This window comes from Lysinibacillus sp. BPa_S21 (genome assembly GCF_023337795.1).
Classification (GTDB): domain Bacteria; phylum Bacillota; class Bacilli; order Bacillales_A; family Planococcaceae; genus Lysinibacillus.
The window spans coordinates 525,605-543,610 of sequence record NZ_JALIRS010000001.1 but is presented as its reverse complement, the minus strand read 5'-3'; the positions used below and the strand labels follow the sequence as shown (position 1 = coordinate 543,610).

Genomic DNA, 18,006 nt, shown 5'->3' with positions numbered 1-18,006 from the left:
CTATATTTCATTGTACAATATTTATGTATAAAGTAAAAACTTCACATCCTGTGAAAACGCTTGTATGACCATCGTCCTGTTGCCCAAGATTAATTGGGCATTTACTGGCAGTATGCGGGATAAATGTGTCGTTTTGGTAAAAGGAGGTACAAAACATGGAAATCGCAATGGGTATTGGACTTTTATTAATGTTAGGTTATTTATCATCTTTATGCTTCACGAACTAATTTTATTATTTTGCATATGTACCCTATTAAGCCCTCAAAAGCCTGTGAAATTTCAGTCTTTTGAGGTTTTTCATTTTTCTTTACAATGCATATTAACGCAAAATAATGCACAGAGTTGAGGCTGTGTTGGGGCAAATCGGGGCTAATAAAATACTAATTGGCGGTGAGATTGTGAAGAATTGTACTTATACTAACTAAACATAATAATCTAATTCAAGGAAATAAGTTAAATTCAAAATGATACCTACAGTAAAATTGCTTACTACTAATTAAGGAAAATAAACTAATATGATAAATAATCAACTCCATTTAAGGGTGGATTTATATGCCTAAAATTGACAATATACTAGCAATTCTATGGATGCTTAATTCAAATGAAAAAATTACTGCAAAACAAATTTCGGAAAAGTTAGAAATAAACATAAGGACTGTGTATCGTTATATTGATACACTTTCAACAAGTGGTGTACCTATAATTTCAGAAACAGGCCATAATGGTGGATACACTTTATTGAACAATTTTATTGAGGCTCCTCTTTTTTTTGATTTTGAGGAGCAAACTTCACTAGTTCACGCTGCTATTTTTGCAGAAGAAGCTGGATATTATGGAGGTGAAGCACTAAATAGGGCTATTTCAAAGCTAAGTAAATATTCAAATCAAGAACAGGAAACAAAGATAAACCAACGTTTAACCAATCTTGAAGTAATAAATCGATTAAGTTCCTTCTCTACAGAGCCTTACTTGAAAGACTTGGAGCAGGCAGTAGCTGACGAAAACTCTGTAAAAATTCTATATCTTAAAAATGGGGAAAAACAATCAACATATAGATTAGTTGATCCGTACAGAATTATTTATTGGAATAATAATTGGTATGTGATTGGATTTTGTCATCTTAGGAATGATATCCGTAGCTTTAGAGTAGATCGAATTAAAAGCTTAATGCTAACTGAAAATAAGTTTAACCGACCAGAAAATTTTTCAGCACATGACTTTTTTATGGACAATCTCCTTCCAACTATAGAAGATAAAGAAGAGATTATCCCTTTGGTTATTAATGGGAATACAAGGGCATTGGAGGATATTTGCCAACATTGGTTTTTTGGACATTATTTACAAGAACGGACTTCAACTCAAGCAGTATTTCTTCTTAATAATGATATGATACATACATATGTACCTCATTTACTTTTGCCGTACGGTAAATCTATTCAAATTATTGGGCCAATAAGTCTTAAGCAAAGACTTACTGAAGTTCTGTCGGAATTAATAACATTTCATCAAGTATGATAACTTCACTGACGTTAACTGTCAGGGAAGTTATCTTATAATAGGCTATATTAATTGTGATTGGAGTGTTATTGAATGCAACCAAAAAAAGTTTATCTGTATGTATTTAATACAATGTCAGACTGGGAATATGGATATTTAATTGCTGAACTAAATTCCGGAAGATATTTCAAAAAAGATTTAGAACCTTTAAAAGTAGTTACAGTAGGAGCTAATAAAGAAATGATTACTACGATGGGAGGACTGAGCATACAACCAGATATTTCCCTTGATGAATGTACACTTGAGAGTAAAGATCTCTTAATCTTACCTGGAGGGACTACTTGGAGAGAAGATATTCATCAACCTATCTTAAAAAAAATTGGCGAAGCTTTAAAGCTTGGTACTATTGTTGCTGCAATTTGCGGTGCAACCGAGGCTCTTGCGAATATGGGATACTTAGATTCTAGAAAACACACAAGCAATGACTTAGAGTATATTAAAATGGTCTGTCCTAATTATAAAGGAGAAAAATTTTATGAGATGAGATCTGCAGTATCTGGTGAGAACTTGGTTACTGCATCAGGGGTGGCACCTCTGGAATTTACGATGGAAGTACTGAAAAAATTAGATGTATTTGCACCTGATACATTACACGCATGGTATAACCTAAATAAGACTCATAACGCTGAATACTTTTTCCAGTTAATAAATTCAATAAATAGATGAGCAAAAAAAATCAACTTAGCAGTTTTATATTATAAATAATTAATTTATATTATTTTGCATATGTACCCTATTAAGCCCTCAAAAGTCTGTGAAATTTCAGTCTTTTGGGGTCTTTACAATGCATATTAACGCAAAATAATGCACAAAGCCCGATTATTGAATAAGAAAAAAATCCTGCATATCAACACAGGATTTTTAATCACTCTTTATTTAAATAATAGCTTAAATGGATCTTTTATAAGCACTCATTGTTGAAGTGTATTGGAATATTTTAGGATTAACTAGTCCCTCACGTAAATCCATCATCCCTAATCGTCCCATTCTATTCAATAAAGGAATCAACCAACTACCACTTGGAGCACCTTGTAACACTTTAATTTGATCGGATGATAATTTTGAAACTTTACTAGTATCAATCGGTTCTTTTGCATTTTCTATTGCTTCTATAAAACCTTTCAAATCAGTTTTATACATATTCTCGCCAATTTGTTCAGTAAAACCTTTATATCCATAAGCTCCTTGAAGAATAGTTAACCTTATACTCCAATCTTCCATTGAAACCATTTTTAAATACACCTCTCTTCATAGTATTCCTAAATTATAAATGTGGAATATTTATAGTTCTTTCAATGGTGTTCCAAGGGTAATTTTGTGAAGTAGATCTAAACTTATATAATGCAGATGTTCCACTTGAGATTTTTAAGTCTGAATTAAAAGTTACTGTATGATAAAACGCATCTATAATTTTGTCATTATTAAAATCAATAGCAGCTTCATTAAGTTTGTAATCTCGATTTTGATATGTAATACGCTCATCATCTAACCATTGATTTTCAGTTCCATAGCCAACTTCCATAACTGCTACAGTAACAGTGCCTGAAACTGCATGAGAAGTTTGCTGCAAGCCAATATCCTCAATTTTTTGATTGCTTGTTCCAACTTGAGATATTACTTTGTCAATATAAACATTTGTTAAAGGTGGTGCTGGACCTCTTAGAACGGAACTATTTTGACTATTTTTTAATTCTTCTTTAATTTTGGCAACCTCATCTGAAGTTACTAATGTAATAGTCCAATCAGAATGGTTTGTTTTTAAATCTTTAATTAATGGATCTACTTCAACCTTACCCATTTCTATCTCTGAAGCTTCAGCTGTATTTAGCCCCAATCCAATTGTAAAATTCCAACAGCTAGTAAATATTTCCCTATATAACAACCTCTCCTTTCACATTATTTGTAACACATTATATTCATCGGACAACGAATAGTATTTTTAACATTATTTTACAAAAAATGATTATTTATTAAATAACTTCATAACTTTATTATATCACTTCAGAAAATGTTCATTTTAAGTAGCCGCCAGATGAACAAATCTTAATGTATTATCAATATATTAGATTATTCATTTTAAGTTATTCAGTAAATGGGATTGGAAAGTAATGATTTTTGGTTATGCGAGGGTTAGTTCTGTAGATCAAAATTTAGATCGTCAATTGAAGGAGCTTGAAGCTTTTGGTTGCGAAAGAATATATACATAGAAGAAGTCAGGGAAAGATTTTTCTAGGCGGTTTATCGTGAAATGCAATCCAAAATGCGCTTTTAGCTGAAATGCCATCAGTTTTCACGATAAATTGGACAAGGGGCAGCCTCGCTTTTGCGAAGCCACCCCTTTAGTATTTAATAGGTAACATTTTTCGTAAATTGTAAAGTCTCAACCCAATCATCTGGGGAATATTATATTGAAACATGTAGTTTCATCACCGCGGTAAAATTCCACTGTGTGCTTTCTAACTTAAGCAACGCAAACCCAACCTTCTTTTGCGTCCTTGCAGCCCCAAAGCATGCGCCAGTGTGAATAAGTATCCTTAAAAACAAAAAGCAGAATTCCAGATTACGTAAATATGCCACCTAAAATAGCACGGTTCATATTATAGCATAGAGTTTTTAAAAAGTAAACATTTCATTTCATGTTACCAAGGTATAGCAGTTGAACATTCAATTTGATACCCATGTAAAGAAGACCATTTTAGTAACGAATCCCAATAATTTTCGCAAATCGCAATAATATGTTGTGGATCAGAGAGCTTCCCAGACATCACCAATTCGCATAGATCGTCAAACCCTTCAGGTTGATCGGTTAACGACAATGCTTCAGATAATACTTGTGCAGAAGTTGAGAATAATTGTTTATTGTGTAATCCCAAAATCATTGCACCTGCAGTGGCAATTTCCATCGCCAAAATCGGTAAAAATGTTTGAGGACCTCGAACTTCGATATTCTTCATTTTACCAATATACTCGTACATTTCTTCTACTAAAGTCCGACAAATCGCTTCTTTAAATATCGAGCTATCCACTGAGCTAGCTTTTGCTCTCAATTCAGTGAAAAAATTCTTCGGGTCATAAATAGGTAGAACGTTGAAAAATTGTCCATGGGTCAGCGGCCATTCTTCGTCAACTGTAGTCGCTTCTTCGATAATATGTTCCGCACTATCAAAGTTCACTTCTGCCTTCCAATCTCCTGCTGTCCATTCATAGCTAAAGTCTTCATCTAAAGCGTTTAAAATACACTTTATTTCTATATCTGAAAATGGTCCATCTGTTTTTCTGGCTAATGAACCGTAAATTCCTATAGCTTGGACCTTTGAACCATATCTTTCTAACACTTGGTTAGCAATTGAATAAGCAATTTTCATTCTTTCTTCTCTCGTTACTTTTTTCGGACCAATCATATTTATCTCTCCTTGTGAATTATTTAAATGAGATAATAATTCGCCAGGGAGGACCACGAGCTTAACGAGGAATTTTGTCTGCTGTCATGTATATAATCCCCTTTCCTTAATTAACTTTCTGCTTTCTTTTTTCCAGCAAATCCGACATTTCGTCTATATCCATTTCAAACATAACCGAGTCATGTGATAGAGGTGCAAAATAATAGGCCACTTTTTCTTCCCCATATTCTTTCTCTAACCTCAACCATTTTTCAGTTGGTAGCAAACAAAAAGCCAACGTATCTCCGCCAAGCGAATCCATGTACCAACGGATTTGATATTTTGGAGCAATAAAATCCTGAACAGCTTTCAAAGTTGTGTCCCTATCCGTTTTTTCTTCATCATAAGGGATTGCTTTCTTTACTTCATCTTTTATCAAGAAAATATCAACACACCTTGGCTTATCATTTTCAACTAGTTCAACATTTATTTTATCTTCTTCAAGTAAAAAATCGTTAAAATATTCAACAATTGAATCGTCAAAATCTTTCCAATCCACCCAGACCAATGCTTCACTATCCCAAAAGCTTTCTTCTTCCGCAAGTGGATTTTTCAAAAACAGCTCGATTTCTTCAATTACTTGCTTCATATACATCCCCCTCAAAATTCTTTCCTCTCTGCATAAATGATATTTCTAGCCCCTCTTTTCATACTAATATTACCATATTTTAAATTTTAGATAAAAAATAGAGACCCGTTCAAATGAACAAGCCTCTAAAAAACACATAATATTTATTTCATTCAACAGTCAAAACACCATAATGAAATTTCGCAGTTGCTCTTTCAAATTGTTTAAAATGATGTTTGGCAAACCATTCTGAGCGAAAATGAGCCTTTAACACTACCCGTTTTCTTGCCACTCGTTTCGCCTCACTAACCCATTCATCTGTTAATGTCACATGTTCCCCTGCTAAGCGTAATGCTTCAAAATTATTGGCTTCTTCAATAATCTCTTCGAACATTGGATCCATATAGACGACATCAAATGAATTGTCAGGCAAAGTTTTTAAATAACTAACTGCCTCTGCTTGCACCACTTCAATTTGGCGCATACATACAGTCAAAGGAAGCTCTGTCGTATCGTAGGTTTTCATCCCCTGCTCAACAATAAATGCCACATTCGGATTTGCTTCGAGCCCAACGACTCGCCCCGCTTCACCAACTGTAAAAGCCGCCAGCATAGCATCCGCAGCAAGCCCCAATGTACAATCAAGCACCGAATCTCCTTTTTTAAGCTGTGCCGCTTCTAAAAACGGCTCCGCTTCCCCACGAGCAACACGCTTTAAACGAAACGCTGCTGAATTCGGATGAAAGAAAAACGGCTCATTTGCACCAAATGCATAATACTCAAAACGATTCTTCCCAGCAACGATCACATGCGCATGCAATTCCTGAGAAATCTTCCGAACAGAACGCTTTTTTCTTGGCTCAAACGAAGCCCCTAATTGTTCACACGCAAAAGCAGCGAGCGCCAACGATAAATCGTCTGGTCTGCCCGCTGTCGTAATAATGGTTTTTATTTCTCGCATGTTTGCTCTAAAACACCTGTTAAATGTGTAACGATTTGCTCCACAGGGAATCCTTCAATTTGCTCACGTGGAATAAAGTATGCCAATTGCCCATCCTTTAAAATCGCCATTGATGGTGAACTTGGTGGCACATCCTCAAAAAAGCTACGCATGGCTGCAGTCGCTTCAGGATCTTGACCTGCAAAAACAGTCACAAGATGATCAGGCTTAACCGCCTCCACTGCCTCACGAGCAGCCGGACGTGCCAACCCAGCCGCACAACCACAAACCGAGTTAATCACAACTAACGAAGTCCCTTTCGTCTCCGCCATAAATTCATTCACCGCGTCAGCAGTCGTAAGCTCCGTAAAACCAGCCACCACTAACTCCTCACGCATCGGCTTCACAACCTGTTTCATATATTCATCATAAGCGTTCATGCTTTTACCCTCTTTCATATGTATTCGCAAAGGTTATTATAGCAAGGATTTTCGCGAATGTACAAAGACTTGCTTTTTACCCGATTTCATGGGTTTTATTAAAAGATAATCTATAATTCTTCTAAATAAATTGTAACTTTAATGTTTCTCGGACTGTAAGTGAAAGCTCTTTCACTCACGGTCCTGTAATTATCCTTAATATTAACTACATCACCAATGTTCGGAATCAAAGCTGATAGAGAATCATTGATCTCGTAGCTCATCATTTCATCCCCGTTTTGTTCACAAAAACTTATATGAATATTTTCTAATTTACCTCTCATCTTTTACCACCACCTTCTACACTAATCATAGACTGGACATGATAAATTTCGTGATAGGATTTTGATACATTATTAAAAGCCATACTCGTTTACATGTGACTTTTTGCGCATTTGCTAATTGTTAATATAAAACAATTATGGATAATTTGATTTTCTACAAATATATTAGTAATATTTACTTAAGGTCATTAAACCCATTTTTCGCATTCATTAACAACTACATCAATACCCTAAAACAATAAAACTATTCTAGGAGGAACATTATGAAAAAATTAGCTACTACCATAATCGCAAGTTCATTATTAATCGGTGTAACAATGAGCAACCCTACACCAATAGAGGCAGCAGCGAAATCATACAAAAATTGCGCAGAATTAAATAAGGACTACAAAGGTGGGGTTGCGAAGGATGCCAATGTGAAAAATAAAGGTGGAAAAACTAAATACAAACCTTTTGTATCAGCTGAACTATATAAAGCAAATATTACGAAAGATCGCGACAAAGATGGCATTGCCTGCGAGAGATAAAGTTTGTAATACCGTAATTAATTTACCTTAGCTGAAGATACCTTGTGCTGCGGGGAACGTTTTAAAAAAATTATTGACTTTTTCCAGTTTTTTGTTCTATATTTACATTATCCATGTGCTGTTTAACAGTTAACTGTTAGGCAGCCTCTTTATTGCCAGCATGCAATACTTACTGGTACACCCTAGCTACAATAATTTGCCCACATTTCACAAAAAACCCTTATTTTCTCGATCTTGCCATCTAATATATAGATTCACTAACATTTGTAACGATAACTATTCCTATTTTCCGCTACATATTGATTCGTCATAATCAAATTCTCTTCCAATGAATCACTAGCTATATAGCCTTACATAGCGCTTGATTACTTTCCTAACATCCATCAAAAAAAACAGCCCAATTGGTTTAACAAAGCCTCCATTCCATACATCATGGTAGCCACTGCCTGCCTTATCAGGGTTTTTGGATTTAGCATACATCCATAAACCATTTTCAAAATGGCATTTTTTAAACTTTCAATTGAGTAGTAGTTTGTTATTGATTCAGATAAAACTACCAATAAAGGAGTTGTTTTGGTGTCTTCAAAAAAAGTATCTATCGGTCTTACACAATTTACAGATTTTACTTTCAAAGGCGTTACTGGTAAAACTTCAATGGTTCGACAAATAAAATATCAGGATGAATACAATCCTGCTTTTGATTACTGGAAACCTTTACGAAATGGTATCCGAAAATTTCATGAGAACAAATTTAATAACGATTTTCTGCTTTCTCTTGCTAACAATGTTTCTCAAGCTAAACAGAAAAATTATCTTGAAGCCGTAAAAGCACATTTAAAATTCATTAAAAATAAAGAAATTGAGTGGTTTGAGCCAGGTAAATCCAATTGGTTTAGCGATTATTTAACGGTTCGTTCATCACCAGAACTCGGATTAAAAATTGACGGCGTTCCATACTTAATCAAGTTATATTTCAAAGGGAAGGACGAACGTATTGATAAAAACAAATGCCGCTCATCATTAACACTATTAAATCAATCTCATTTTACCATTGAGCATTCTCCTGATATAAAACCTGCTATTTTAAACGTTCAAAAAGGACGATTAATTTCAGATGAACCCTCTACTGAAGATCATTTAATTGCACTTGAATCTGAAGCAGCACAATTTATGGTCATCTATAATAGAATTTAATCATCAAATACTTCACCTATATTGCCTTAGTCAGTTTTCAGTCATAGAAAAAGCATTCGATTTTGGCGAATGCTATGTAGACATAAGAAAAGTTTCGAAAAAGCAAGGGATTACCATTAATTAGCTGTAATAAAACACCTTACGTTGATAGATAAGGTTCAATGCCCATTCTCCAACGAAAGGTGTTTATTTGTTTCGTTTTTGGGGTTAGCTGCAACATTGCTACACTAGGCTTCTTTCAGTTTTCTTCTATTTAACTACTTCTACGGATAAAACACTAAACATAAATCTATTTATCGACAGTTAACGATTATCTGAGTGAAGCAATTATTGCCGATTTCCTATTTGCATGATTACATACACTAACTGGCTTTGTCGCATGACCTTGGTCATCTGTACACCAAGACTGCGATTGGAAGGCTAGGAATATACCTATCCATCTATTCTCTTCTTCAAAATGAATGAGTACCCCACCATCTTGCCATATCCCGTCGTCTTGTCTAAATTCCTTACTATTTCCTTGATTCATATGAATATCGTGTACACCTCTGCCTGGAGAAAAACCGAAATATTTATCTTTTTCCTCTTCTACTTTAAATTTTTCTCCGTAAGCATAAACAGTAGCTTTTTTAGTCATAGCCTCTTGCATATATTTATTAACTTTTTCATTTAGGTCATTGTCTGGTCCATTCTTTGTGGCTGGGAGAGGAATCATTTTTGAGGAATCAAATAAGCCTCCCCGAATATAATCTAATGCAATTTCACGATTTTCATTCGTAACTTCGGTAAATCCTTCTTCGTAGTTTGGAATAATTGTTAGTTGATTCGAGTTAAAATCTTCACTAACAAAATAGAGCACTTCTGAAGGCTTTACCTTAGAGGCAACATTAATGGCAATCCTATAATTCTCCTCCCGTTTATCCTTCTTTGTTGCTCGAATATGCACTTCGTAATGAGGAGTTTTGTCATATGAATCCACAGGTCTCACGTCAACAACTTTACCTTTTAGTACTCCGTATTTGTATAATGGCATAGTCAATTACCTCCAATAAAGTTTTATAGGCAAACTCTTTTGTTCAGGATTCATTGTCTAAAATTGCAAAATCAAACTTTCTCCATTTTGTTTGTCTAGCATTTATCTCCTCCCTTTTCTTTCGATCACTCCGAATTTATAATTGAATACCACTCTAAACACTTAATACCTTCTATAAAATTCCAATAACTCCTTCTAATTCAAATCAATTAGACTAAAAATTCAAGAAAGGTATGCCAATTTTAAAGTGAAAAATGGGACGTCGCTAGGGCTCTTTATTTTTATATCTATTTCTCAGGCTATGAACTATACAAACAAAGCTATCACGACATATTAATAGTAATGTAAAGCTAATTTAGCCTTACACCTCCGAATCTTGTTACAAAGGGTCACTCCTATCCCAAGTGGCCCTTTTTATAGTTTTATCACTCATAATGTTTCAGTAAAATACTTTTCATAAACTAGTGATATAACTAATATCATGCTATAATTTATTGACAATTTTTATCGAGGTGCTTTAATTGACATTGACATCCTTCAGAAAATACATATCTTTTGCTATCTTTGTAACATTGTTTTTATCAACAACCGTTTGGGATTATTTCAGAAATGGAGATTGGCATTTACTAAAAAACTTTCTCTATTCTTTATGGGCCGGGATTTCTTTTGCCCTGGGAACACTTTTAATTAAAAATAAAAAAGATGAAACTTATTAAAACTAAAACAGAAGCTGTTAAGACTAAATTAGCTTTTTTACTGCTCATAAATCTTCTAATTAAACAACTTCCATATTATGTTATACTCAATAATAATGATCCGTATTTCAGGAGGTCATTCATTGAAAACGCATACTACAATTGGAAAATTCATTTTTGGGATAGGCTTGTTATTATCTTTAAGTGGACTTGGAACATCATTTGGTCCATTTCATTTCAATTCATTTATTCAGAATAAATCTGTGGCACTTATATTCATTTTAGTTGGAGTTACTTTTTTGATCACATCAAGTTTCTTTAAAAAACATTAAAGGCTATTCACAATGCCATCCACCACTTCAACTCAACTACTCCGTTCGTAGAATAGCAACAATCTTTTCGAAAACCAAAGAAGCATATTCAAATTTAACGAATATGCTTCTTTTTATTAATGGCGAATAATGAAAATCGTCCTCACTATTTAATTAACCTTTACTACATCAAAGAATTAGTGAACAGCTTTTTTATCGATCAGTTTAGAACTTCCAAAAGCCATTACCAGCGCAACGAAAGATATAACAAATGTCGGCATAAAGCTTGTCTTTCCAAATACCACTTGCGATTGTAAAGATGAAACCTCTTCCCATTGAATGCTAGGCGTATAAAACATCGTTAATAACATCCCTGATAGCACATGCAACACGACAAATACTAACGTAAAACTTCCTGCAAACACTAAGAATTTTTTCAAGTTATCCCTCCTCCCTATTAACTATTACGATTGGAGTTTAAATAAGTTTCGCAATATTCTATTTTTAGTACGTAGTGGTTGTCTAGAAATTATTGTGTACCCACTATTATAGTACATTTTGGTATTTTGCGGTTTCCTCAAAATAACAACTTCGCAATTCCCTCTTACATTGTACTATCCTTCAAAAATGAAATAGCAAAATCACGAAAACTGTTTACGACAAACGAATTTTTTCTCTTTTTATTCCAAGCAATCCCTACGGTTTGGAAGCAATCCGGATTTGAAATTTTTACTATCTTTACATTGTCTAAATACTGATCTAAAAATGAGTATTTGAAAATAAAAGAGATACCCTTTCCTTCATTCACCAATTGTAAAATAATCGATAAATCTTCACCTTCAAAGGCAATATTCGGCGTAAAGCCTGCTCTTTCAAATAATTGATTTTCGGTAGTTCGGAAGTTTTGCCCTGTTTCTGACAAAATAAACAGTTCATCCTTTGTCTCCATCAATGAAATACTGTCCTTAGCCGCTAATGGATGACTTTTCGGGACTACTAAAAAGACTTCTTCTGTAAATAACGGAACCCACTCTATTCGTTCATCTTCTATAGGATTGATGACAATCATTAAATCAATTTCACCGTAAATTAATTTTTGTAGCGCTAATTTATCTGGTAATAAATACTGTCGGATTTTAACATTCGGGCGTTTTTTATAAAAATCATAAAATAACTTTGGCAGAAGTTTTGAATTCATCACATTTATCGCTACACTATCTTCCCGAATATTAGCTAGTTCTTGAACCTCTGTTTTCGCCTCTTGTAAATCATCTAAAACCTTTCCGACCTTTTCATAAAAAATACGTCCATATTCATTTAAACGAATAGATTTCCCTTTTCGATCAAAAAGTGGTACGCCAATATCATCCTCTAAACGCGCTATCGTTTTGCTTAATGAAGATTGCGAAACCTCTAATTCCAATGCGGCCTGCGACATATGCTCCAAGCGGGCTACTACTATGAAATATTCTAATTGTGTTAATTGCATGATTATTCACCTTCTTATCCTTATTACTATAAAGGAATAAGCTCATGCATTCAAAAATATTGAATACGTTTTTTACTGAAAGCTATACTACACATGTAAAGAAGACTTACAACTATGGGGAGGCAATACTATGAATGTTAAAGATTTTGAAGGTCGAGTTGTTTTAATCACTGGAGCTGCTACTGGTATTGGTCGTGCTACAGCACTAGCGTTTGCACGCCGTGGGGCGAAAGTAGCAATTGGTGATGTGGATGATCGTGCACAAGAAACTGTAGCGCTAATTCAACAAGAAGGTGGAGAAGCAGTTTTCTTTAAAACTGACGTAACAAGTCCAGAACAATTGAAATTACTTGTGAAACAGACTGTAGAAAAATTTGGTGGATTACATCACGCATTCAACAATGCAGGTGTTTTAAATAAACCAGCAAAATTTGTAGATATTGAAGAAGACACATTTGATAAAGTGATGGCAGTGGACGTTAAAGGTGTATTCTTTGCAGTGAAACATGAGCTCGAATACATGATTGCCAATGGTGGCGGTACGATTGTAAACACAGCATCAGTAGCCGGTGTCATTGCCGACCCAAATATGGCACCATACGTAACAGCAAAACACGCAGTGACTGGTTTAACAAAAGCAGCTGCCATTGACCACGCTCGTGACGGTATCCGAGTGAATGCTGTAGCGCCAGGTTTAACAGAAACACCAATGACGCAAATGTGGAAAGATAATCCTGAAGTTTGGCATGAAGTGGTGTCAAACGTTCCACTAGGTCGCGCTGCTAAACCGGAAGAAATTGCTGAAGTCGTTGTATTCCTTTCTTCAGACGCAGCAAGCTTCTGTAATGGCTATGTTTATGTAGCAGATGGCGGACAAGTTGCGCACTAATTTTTATTAAAAGAAGAACGAAAATAGACCGAGACAGATTTCGGTCTATTTTTATAAACAAGTTCGTGTCCATTTAGATGGCATAACTGACCAACAACAAAAACTTATCAAGGCATAAAATAGCATGAACGGAATACATTTTCAGTAAACGTTCACGCTTCTCCCTCTTCATATGTATTTGTAAATCTTAGATGAAACTTCTTAGCTACTCCTGAACTTTCTCTATAGCATGAATGAGTTTTTATACAGTATTAAAAAATATCGTAGTAACCTAATGGGAATCTTCGTCACATTATTTTTTACTTACGTATTTTAAAATATAAACAATAATCATAAATAATGTTATATAAATACTGCCTATTGAAATAGTTAGATAAAGAGTGTCTTTAATAGTATTAATATCAAAATTAACTAAACTAAAAATTAGTGCAAAAATGAATGCACAAATTAAATGCTTAAAATACATGAATACAACATTTTATTCTTACTGTTTTTTTTCAGTTACAACTGATACTACTAGAGCTACAAGCATGACGGGTGCAGTAAATGCAGTACCATAGATTCCGTATGCAATACTGTATGTTATCCAATAAATAATGGAACGATAAATATTCCCAGATTTATTGTAATGACAAATGAGATAATTTTATTTTTCAACATAGTATTTCACAACCTCTTCTTTACTTTAAAGCTGTCCTAGCAACGACATTCAGCAATATGAATTTTCTTTGACATTAGCCTATGCCCTATAGATATTTATATTCTTCTAAATACATTCGGATAGTCTATAACCAAACCATGTTCGTCTATACATATAATTGTTTCATAATCATAAGAACGGTATCTAAAATATCTCAATTTACCATTGTTTTTTAAATATTTATAGGATTGGGGAACTTTTTTTACTTCGAGGGATGGAATGGATATGTACACCATTTCAAAATGTTCCTCTTGATTAAGGACCCAATTCATTCTATTAATAGGAAGTGAATTCGAAAATGGTGTTGCAGATATATCAATATCAATTGCCCCTTTTAGCTTATCAATTACCTGTCCATCATTTCCGAACCAGTTTCCCTTTCCATCAGACTTTAATTTTAAACTGTTGTGTTCATCAACTATTATGGTCAATTTTTTAGTAAACCATTTGGAGTCTAAATCAACTTTGTATTCTACAATATGAGCATTAGATTGATCCCCTTCTACATATATAATTGTCCCTTTCGCTGAGAAGTTTTTTTCTTCTTTAAAAATGCTTAAATGCTCACAACCAAACTGTTCTTCATTCTGCCATACTACCTTTTGATTCAAAACTTTCTCCCCTATCTTTAATAAACTCTTCATCGAAGGCTAATTCTTCCCTGAATAAAACACCTATTTTCCTTAATAGCGGAATCTAGAATAAATAAATTTAATCGAGTACCTAGTCAATATTACCGTTTCACTTTTAAACCAATCAATTCAGCAAAGCCAATTGCTTGTTCAGTGGAAATCACACAGCCGTTTAAATTTTTTAAAGTTACATTTAAACGTTCAAAAGTGCATGTACTGATATCCACATCATGTAAAGGAGTGTCGTTAAAATCAACTTCATCAATATTGCATTGTTCAAATTTCACTTTTTTAAATTGGCAGTCATAATAGCTTGCACTACGTAATGAGGATTGCTCAAAACAAATCTGTTTTAATCTCGCTACTCCAAAGTTGCACAAATTCATCATACAGCCGTCAAACGTAACATTCCCTAAATGAGCCTCTGAAAAATCAACACCTACTAGTTTACAGTTTTTAAATGTAACCCGATGTATAATTCCTTCGTTAAATTTGGAGTTGGATAAGTCACAGTTTTCAAAAATAACATCAGTCATATCAATTTTATTGAAATTTGAGTTGATCAAAGATGCTTTTTGAAACAGTACTTTAGAAACAATTAAACGTTCAATATGATCATTCTCTCTACTTATATTCGTAATCAATTGATTCGTTAGATAAGGTTCTTCATCGTAAAAAATATCTTCAAAAGTTCCTTCAGCCAAATAGTTTGGAATAAGTGGAAGTTCAATTTTAAATTTAGTAGTCATTCTGTTCCCCTCTCTTGCTTTTATGTCGCTACTTAATTTTACCTCTAAATGCTTCCTCTACAAAAGAGAAAATCAAAATACCACAACCCAAAGATTGTGGTAAGAATTTTATTTATGGTCTTCCTTTTTATTTGTTGCGTTTGGAGGAAGTGTTTTCGTTGTGTTGTTTTTCATGCTTTGCATTGTTCATTTGCTCTTTCGTTAGATCATTTTCTTCACGCACATCTAGATCGTCGGGGCTTAAATCTGCTCCAAATTCTACTTGCTCTTCTTCACTTTTATTGCGCTTGTCGTTTGTCAAAATTATCACCTCCGCTATATAAATTATCCATTTTAGCGTAAATTATACTTGTAGGAATTTAAGATAAATGTTATTTTAATTTCTTCAGTTATTAACTATTCTGGTGTCATTTAGGGAGAAGCTGTTTGTTTTGAAATAAAAGGAGAGAGATTTTATGACTAAAAAGTATGTGCATCACATTTGCATACAAACAAATACATATGCTGAATCGTTACATTTTTACACGGAAGTACTAGGGTTTGAACTAGTACAGGAATCACCGAATTTCCACAATCGACATTTTAATACTTGGTTAAAACTTGGAGATTTTTATATTGAACTCCAAACTGGAAAATATAATGAAGACCTTGATCATTACAATCCGAATGCTCATGGCATTGTACATTTCTGTTTATGGGTGGACAATCTAAGACAAGAAGTTGAACGTTTGAAGGCTATGAATGTCAATTTTATTTGTAAAAATGATGAAATTATTTATAAGGTTGAAAATGGTCAACTTTGTAAGCTAACAGCACCTGAAGGAACCATTATAGAATTTCGCGATAATAAAGGAGTTTAAAAGAGGTTTTCTTCATACCTTTTCGCTTTTTATACCAGGTCTCATAGTAATGATGAGTCCTGGTATATTTGTTTGGGATGGCTAAATGTAGCTACTCTTCGTTTTTCACCACTTATAATCCTCTAATTTTTTGTCCAAGCTATATAAAGAACCTCAACATTTCACAAGAATTTCTAAAAGTAGGGATCAAAAAATGAAAAAGTTAATGACATTAATGGTAAGTTTGACAGCTGTACTATTACTTTCCGGATGTTGGGATATTACTGAACCACAAAGAATGTACTATGTTGATGGAATTGGTATCGATTTTAAAGATGGTCAATATGAAATATATATGCAAATTATCAATTTTGCGAATGTAGCTAAATCTGAAGGGCCGACTCCTCAAGCAGCACCTTCAGAGATTGGATTTGCAAAAGGGAAAACTATGGAAGAAGCCTTTTTTAAGTTATATCGCTCCATTGACCAAAAAGTGTTCTGGGGACATATGACTTTTCTTATTTTCTCCGAAGATGCTTTAAAAAACGAGAATGCCATTCCTGTTATTGACAGTTTTTTGCGTCATCGAGAAACTAGATACCAAATATTGACATTTTGTACAAAGGACCCTATTAAAGATCTTCTATTAGTGACACCGATATTAAATAAATCACTAACCGATTCGAAGCTAAGCAATCCTATGCATACAAAAGAGCTACAAACATATGTAGAGCCCATTGATTTAAGAAAACTAATTCTCAACTTAAATGAGCCGAGTCATGAAGCAAATATTCCGTTAATGACAATCAACAAAAACTGGGAGACTACCGATGAACCAACAAAGGAAACTGCTTTAACAGGTTTTGGAGTAGTTTCAAAGGATGGATTTAAAGGCTATTTAAATGATGGAGCAGCGAGAGGCGTACAATGGATGTATACTAAAAAAACTCGTGGAGATGTAACCTTTAAATTAAACAATAAAGAAAAAGAATTCTTAACAGTAGACTTAGAAAAATTAAGTACAGAATTGAAACCAATTGTAAAAAACAACGAAGTAACATTTGAAGTGGATGTAAAACTAAATGCCACCATCAATGGTTTCAAAGGAAAAGTATCCACCGACGAAATAAGAAAAGGTATTATTCGTGCAGTTAAAAAAGATATAAAAAATTCATATGCAGAAGGCTTAAAATTAGATGTTGATGTTTTCCGTCTATCTGAGACACTTTATCGTAAAAACGTAAAGGCATGGAAAAAACTTCAGAAAGATGGCAAAATACCGTTAACAGAAGATACACTTAGTAAAATAAATATTACCGTAATCAAAGTGAATCCTGGTCGAATAACATTTGCCGAAACGATTAAAGAATAACTATTTATAACACCTTTGTATCCACCCAGCGCTATATTCGATTCACTGAAATAAATTTTCTTTCATTAGCACTATGATTTTTCATTCTATGTGGTATAATGCTGTAGATGGCTAAGCCATTTATAAGGGCAAGACCAATTCTGAGCTGTAGCGTTGTCATACGCTACAGCTTTTTTATATTGTTATGGTAAAAACATACTTGGGTGACTTCATGCGGATCAGCACTAGGGTCAGTGGCACAAAAGTTCATTTCCCTTCTTAGGAAGAAATACAACTAGTCAAATCAAATTGCTTTTTTAGTAATCCTA

General features: G+C 34.0%; 21 protein-coding genes and 1 pseudogene. 9 read left to right on the top strand and 13 right to left on the bottom strand.

Annotation, left to right across the window (positions count from 1 at the left end):
- Nucleotides 1-552 precede the first annotated feature (552 nt).
- Together MOK21_RS02790 and MOK21_RS02785 are read left to right on the top strand one after the other, a co-directional pair.
- Nucleotides 553-1,515, top strand: a complete 963-nt coding sequence (locus tag MOK21_RS02790; protein ID WP_249072456.1) for a helix-turn-helix transcriptional regulator — start codon at nt 553-555, stop codon at nt 1,513-1,515.
- Between the two features lie 75 nt (nt 1,516-1,590).
- Nucleotides 1,591-2,223: a type 1 glutamine amidotransferase family protein gene (locus MOK21_RS02785; protein ID WP_249072455.1), complete on the top strand. Its 633-nt coding sequence runs from the start codon at nt 1,591-1,593 to the stop codon at nt 2,221-2,223.
- Between the two features lie 222 nt (nt 2,224-2,445).
- Here the strand turns inward: MOK21_RS02785 and MOK21_RS02780 are convergent, their stop codons facing one another.
- Nucleotides 2,446-2,787 carry a hypothetical protein gene (locus MOK21_RS02780; RefSeq protein WP_249072454.1) on the bottom strand — a complete coding sequence of 114 codons (342 nt, stop codon included), beginning with the start codon at nt 2,785-2,787 and terminating at the stop codon, nt 2,446-2,448.
- A 34-nt stretch (nt 2,788-2,821) separates the two neighbouring features.
- Nucleotides 2,822-3,355 (bottom strand): DUF4879 domain-containing protein, encoded by a 534-nt coding sequence (locus MOK21_RS02775; RefSeq protein WP_249072453.1) that lies wholly within the window; start codon nt 3,353-3,355, stop codon nt 2,822-2,824.
- Between the two features lie 310 nt (nt 3,356-3,665).
- Here MOK21_RS02775 and MOK21_RS02770 point away from each other — a divergent pair.
- Nucleotides 3,666-3,761, top strand: a pseudogene (locus MOK21_RS02770) (recombinase family protein); the annotation flags it as partial.
- 435 nt (nt 3,762-4,196) lie between these two features.
- Here MOK21_RS02770 and MOK21_RS02765 read toward each other — a convergent pair.
- From MOK21_RS02765 to MOK21_RS02745, 5 genes are all read right to left on the bottom strand, one after another.
- Entirely contained in the window at nt 4,197-4,964 is a 768-nt protein-coding gene (locus MOK21_RS02765; protein WP_374110094.1) for an ANT(4')-I family aminoglycoside nucleotidyltransferase, read from the bottom strand.
- Between the two features lie 100 nt (nt 4,965-5,064).
- Complete coding sequence (locus MOK21_RS02760; RefSeq protein ID WP_249072451.1) at nt 5,065-5,586, bottom strand: hypothetical protein; 522 nt, start codon at nt 5,584-5,586, stop codon at nt 5,065-5,067.
- A gap of 148 nt (nt 5,587-5,734) precedes the next feature.
- The gene (locus MOK21_RS02755) at nt 5,735-6,526 is read right to left on the bottom strand and encodes a class I SAM-dependent methyltransferase (protein ID WP_249072450.1); all 792 of its coding nucleotides are present in this window, start codon (nt 6,524-6,526) and stop codon (nt 5,735-5,737) included.
- On the bottom strand, nt 6,514-6,945 hold the full coding sequence (locus MOK21_RS02750; protein ID WP_249072449.1) for a BrxA/BrxB family bacilliredoxin: 432 nt from the start codon (nt 6,943-6,945) through the stop codon (nt 6,514-6,516). Before MOK21_RS02750 ends, MOK21_RS02755 begins: the two co-directional genes overlap by 13 nt.
- 110 nt (nt 6,946-7,055) lie before the next feature.
- Nucleotides 7,056-7,268: a hypothetical protein gene (locus MOK21_RS02745; RefSeq protein ID WP_249072448.1), complete on the bottom strand. Its 213-nt coding sequence runs from the start codon at nt 7,266-7,268 to the stop codon at nt 7,056-7,058.
- A gap of 317 nt (nt 7,269-7,585) precedes the next feature.
- Here MOK21_RS02745 and MOK21_RS02740 point away from each other — a divergent pair, with 317 nt between their 5' ends.
- Together MOK21_RS02740 and MOK21_RS02735 are read left to right on the top strand one after the other, a co-directional pair.
- Nucleotides 7,586-7,795, top strand: a complete 210-nt coding sequence (locus MOK21_RS02740; protein WP_374110093.1) for an excalibur calcium-binding domain-containing protein — start codon at nt 7,586-7,588, stop codon at nt 7,793-7,795.
- 573 nt (nt 7,796-8,368) lie between these two features.
- On the top strand, nt 8,369-8,989 hold the full coding sequence (locus MOK21_RS02735) for a hypothetical protein (RefSeq protein ID WP_249072446.1): 621 nt from the start codon (nt 8,369-8,371) through the stop codon (nt 8,987-8,989).
- Between the two features lie 310 nt (nt 8,990-9,299).
- On the opposite strand, the gene MOK21_RS02730 is transcribed toward MOK21_RS02735, so the two are convergent.
- Nucleotides 9,300-10,022, bottom strand: a complete 723-nt coding sequence (locus tag MOK21_RS02730) for a YukJ family protein (RefSeq protein WP_249072445.1) — start codon at nt 10,020-10,022, stop codon at nt 9,300-9,302.
- Between the two features lie 838 nt (nt 10,023-10,860).
- Here MOK21_RS02730 and MOK21_RS02725 point away from each other — a divergent pair.
- Nucleotides 10,861-11,049, top strand: coding sequence for a hypothetical protein (locus MOK21_RS02725; RefSeq protein ID WP_249072444.1), 189 nt, complete (start codon nt 10,861-10,863; stop codon nt 11,047-11,049).
- Nucleotides 11,050-11,225: 176 nt separating this feature from the next.
- On the opposite strand, the gene MOK21_RS02720 is transcribed toward MOK21_RS02725, so the two are convergent.
- Both MOK21_RS02720 and MOK21_RS02715 read right to left on the bottom strand, forming a co-directional pair.
- Nucleotides 11,226-11,468, bottom strand: a complete 243-nt coding sequence (locus MOK21_RS02720; protein ID WP_249072443.1) for a hypothetical protein — start codon at nt 11,466-11,468, stop codon at nt 11,226-11,228.
- A 164-nt stretch (nt 11,469-11,632) separates the two neighbouring features.
- Nucleotides 11,633-12,517, bottom strand: a complete 885-nt coding sequence (locus tag MOK21_RS02715; RefSeq protein ID WP_249072442.1) for a LysR family transcriptional regulator — start codon at nt 12,515-12,517, stop codon at nt 11,633-11,635.
- Between the two features lie 130 nt (nt 12,518-12,647).
- Between MOK21_RS02715 and MOK21_RS02710 the strand changes: the two genes are divergently transcribed.
- Entirely contained in the window at nt 12,648-13,406 is a 759-nt protein-coding gene (locus MOK21_RS02710; protein ID WP_249072441.1) for an SDR family NAD(P)-dependent oxidoreductase, read from the top strand.
- 756 nt (nt 13,407-14,162) lie between these two features.
- On the opposite strand, the gene MOK21_RS02705 is transcribed toward MOK21_RS02710, so the two are convergent.
- From MOK21_RS02705 to MOK21_RS02695, 3 genes are all read right to left on the bottom strand, one after another.
- Complete coding sequence (locus tag MOK21_RS02705) at nt 14,163-14,717, bottom strand: putative glycolipid-binding domain-containing protein (protein WP_249072440.1); 555 nt, start codon at nt 14,715-14,717, stop codon at nt 14,163-14,165.
- Between the two features lie 122 nt (nt 14,718-14,839).
- A complete protein-coding gene (locus MOK21_RS02700) occupies nt 14,840-15,487 on the bottom strand; it encodes a pentapeptide repeat-containing protein (RefSeq protein WP_249072439.1) in 648 nt (215 codons plus the stop codon).
- Between the two features lie 127 nt (nt 15,488-15,614).
- Entirely contained in the window at nt 15,615-15,797 is a 183-nt protein-coding gene (locus MOK21_RS02695; RefSeq protein WP_249072438.1) for a hypothetical protein, read from the bottom strand.
- 145 nt (nt 15,798-15,942) lie between these two features.
- Between MOK21_RS02695 and MOK21_RS02690 the strand changes: the two genes are divergently transcribed.
- Both MOK21_RS02690 and MOK21_RS02685 read left to right on the top strand, forming a co-directional pair.
- Nucleotides 15,943-16,347, top strand: coding sequence for a VOC family protein (locus tag MOK21_RS02690; RefSeq protein WP_249072437.1), 405 nt, complete (start codon nt 15,943-15,945; stop codon nt 16,345-16,347).
- A 193-nt stretch (nt 16,348-16,540) separates the two neighbouring features.
- The gene (locus tag MOK21_RS02685; RefSeq protein ID WP_249072436.1) at nt 16,541-17,698 is read left to right on the top strand and encodes a Ger(x)C family spore germination protein; all 1,158 of its coding nucleotides are present in this window, start codon (nt 16,541-16,543) and stop codon (nt 17,696-17,698) included.
- Nucleotides 17,699-18,006 lie beyond the last annotated feature (308 nt).

Coding starts and splice junctions, on each gene's coding strand:
- MOK21_RS02790 (WP_249072456.1), top strand. CDS start 553: ATGCCTAAAATTGACAATATACTAGCAATTCTATGGATGCTTAATTCA.
- MOK21_RS02785 (WP_249072455.1), top strand. CDS start 1,591: ATGCAACCAAAAAAAGTTTATCTGTATGTATTTAATACAATGTCAGAC.
- MOK21_RS02780 (WP_249072454.1), bottom strand. CDS start 2,787: ATGGTTTCAATGGAAGATTGGAGTATAAGGTTAACTATTCTTCAAGGA.
- MOK21_RS02775 (WP_249072453.1), bottom strand. CDS start 3,355: ATGGGTAAGGTTGAAGTAGATCCATTAATTAAAGATTTAAAAACAAAC.
- MOK21_RS02760 (WP_249072451.1), bottom strand. CDS start 5,586: ATGAAGCAAGTAATTGAAGAAATCGAGCTGTTTTTGAAAAATCCACTT.
- MOK21_RS02755 (WP_249072450.1), bottom strand. CDS start 6,526: ATGCGAGAAATAAAAACCATTATTACGACAGCGGGCAGACCAGACGAT.
- MOK21_RS02750 (WP_249072449.1), bottom strand. CDS start 6,945: ATGAACGCTTATGATGAATATATGAAACAGGTTGTGAAGCCGATGCGT.
- MOK21_RS02745 (WP_249072448.1), bottom strand. CDS start 7,268: ATGAGAGGTAAATTAGAAAATATTCATATAAGTTTTTGTGAACAAAAC.
- MOK21_RS02740 (WP_374110093.1), top strand. CDS start 7,586: ATGAGCAACCCTACACCAATAGAGGCAGCAGCGAAATCATACAAAAAT.
- MOK21_RS02730 (WP_249072445.1), bottom strand. CDS start 10,022: ATGCCATTATACAAATACGGAGTACTAAAAGGTAAAGTTGTTGACGTG.
- MOK21_RS02715 (WP_249072442.1), bottom strand. CDS start 12,517: ATGCAATTAACACAATTAGAATATTTCATAGTAGTAGCCCGCTTGGAG.
- MOK21_RS02710 (WP_249072441.1), top strand. CDS start 12,648: ATGAATGTTAAAGATTTTGAAGGTCGAGTTGTTTTAATCACTGGAGCT.
- MOK21_RS02700 (WP_249072439.1), bottom strand. CDS start 15,487: ATGACTACTAAATTTAAAATTGAACTTCCACTTATTCCAAACTATTTG.
- MOK21_RS02690 (WP_249072437.1), top strand. CDS start 15,943: ATGACTAAAAAGTATGTGCATCACATTTGCATACAAACAAATACATAT.
- MOK21_RS02685 (WP_249072436.1), top strand. CDS start 16,541: ATGAAAAAGTTAATGACATTAATGGTAAGTTTGACAGCTGTACTATTA.